At 47.7% G+C, this 1,146-nt stretch carries 7 tRNA genes and 1 rRNA gene; all 8 read right to left on the bottom strand.

Annotated features, from left to right (window positions below):
• Positions 1 to 176: 176 nt before the first annotated feature.
• A tRNA-Ala gene (locus A3M5_RS0117725) sits at positions 177 to 252 on the bottom strand.
• Between the two features lie 7 nt (positions 253 to 259).
• Positions 260 to 336 (bottom strand) — tRNA-Arg (locus A3M5_RS0117720).
• A gap of 18 nt (positions 337 to 354) precedes the next feature.
• Positions 355 to 429: transfer RNA gene (locus A3M5_RS0117715), tRNA-Gly, on the bottom strand.
• A gap of 4 nt (positions 430 to 433) precedes the next feature.
• Positions 434 to 515: transfer RNA gene (locus A3M5_RS0117710), tRNA-Leu, on the bottom strand.
• An 8-nt stretch (positions 516 to 523) separates the two neighbouring features.
• Positions 524 to 599 (bottom strand) — tRNA-Lys (locus A3M5_RS0117705).
• 7 nt (positions 600 to 606) lie between these two features.
• Positions 607 to 682 (bottom strand) — tRNA-Thr (locus tag A3M5_RS0117700).
• 14 nt (positions 683 to 696) lie between these two features.
• Positions 697 to 772: transfer RNA gene (locus A3M5_RS0117695), tRNA-Val, on the bottom strand.
• 19 nt (positions 773 to 791) lie between these two features.
• Positions 792 to 907 (bottom strand): 5S ribosomal RNA (gene rrf / locus A3M5_RS0117690).
• Between the last annotated feature and the right edge of the window lie 239 nt (positions 908 to 1,146).

Genomic DNA, 1,146 nt, shown 5'->3' with positions numbered 1-1,146 from the left:
TCTCCAAAAAGTGTTTGACTTGCTCATTTGTTTATCTGCAGATGACAGGCATCTGCCAGATAAGATTTAAAACTAAAACGTTGACGTTTTTATTGATTTTGTTCAGTTTTCAATGTTCAATTGTTTAAGACTTGTACTATCCTATCACTTTACTTTTAAAGTGTCAAGAATAAATTTGGTGGAGCCTAGCGGGATCGAACCGCTGACCTCCTGCGTGCAAAGCAGGCGCTCTCCCAGCTGAGCTAAGGCCCCTAATAAATGGCGCGCCCGAGAGGACTCGAACCTCTAACCTTTTGATTCGTAGTCAAATACTCTATCCAATTGAGCTACGGGCGCAAATATAGTTAAATTATCTGGAGCGGAAGACGGGATTCGAACCCGCGACCCCCACCTTGGCAAGGTGATGTTCTACCACTGAACTACTTCCGCAAAGTGCGGGTGAAGGGACTTGAACCCCCACGCCTCGCGGCGCCAGATCCTAAGTCTGGTGCGTCTGCCAATTCCGCCACACCCGCAATATGAATGGTGAGCCATGAAGGATTCGAACCTTCGACCCTCTGATTAAAAGTCAGATGCTCTACCAACTGAGCTAATGGCTCTTAAAAATGGTGCCGGCAAGAGGACTTGAACCCCCAACCTACTGATTACAAGTCAGTTGCTCTACCAGTTGAGCTACACCGGCGTTAAAAAAATAAATGGTGGAGGATGACGGGATCGAACCGCCGACCCTCTGCTTGTAAGGCAGATGCTCTCCCAGCTGAGCTAATCCTCCATATTTGTATAATTAAATCGCCAGGCGGCGTCCTGCTCTCACAGGGGGAAACCCCCAACTACCATCGGCGCTGAAGAGCTTAACTGCCGTGTTCGGGATGGGAACGGGTGTGACCTCTTCGCTAATGCCACCTGACTATGAAGTTCGAAAGAAAGATGTTCTTTCAAAACTGGATATAAGGGATTCGTATGATACGTATAACACCAAGTGTTGTTTCGTGTTGTCCAGCCCCAGCCAGCCCAAATAGGCCAACTGGCACTTTTCGTTATTGGTTAAGTCCTCGATCGATTAGTATTCGTCAGCTCCATGTGTCGCCACACTTCCACCCCGAACCTATCTACCTCGTCATCTTCAAGGGATCTTACTTACTTACG

It is taken from the genome of Bacillus sp. 37MA, assembly GCF_000372765.1.
In the GTDB taxonomy this organism is placed as follows: Bacteria; Bacillota; Bacilli; order Bacillales; family Domibacillaceae; genus Domibacillus; species Domibacillus aminovorans.
Note: the sequence above shows the minus strand (reverse complement) of the source record. Positions and strands in the feature narration are given on the sequence as shown.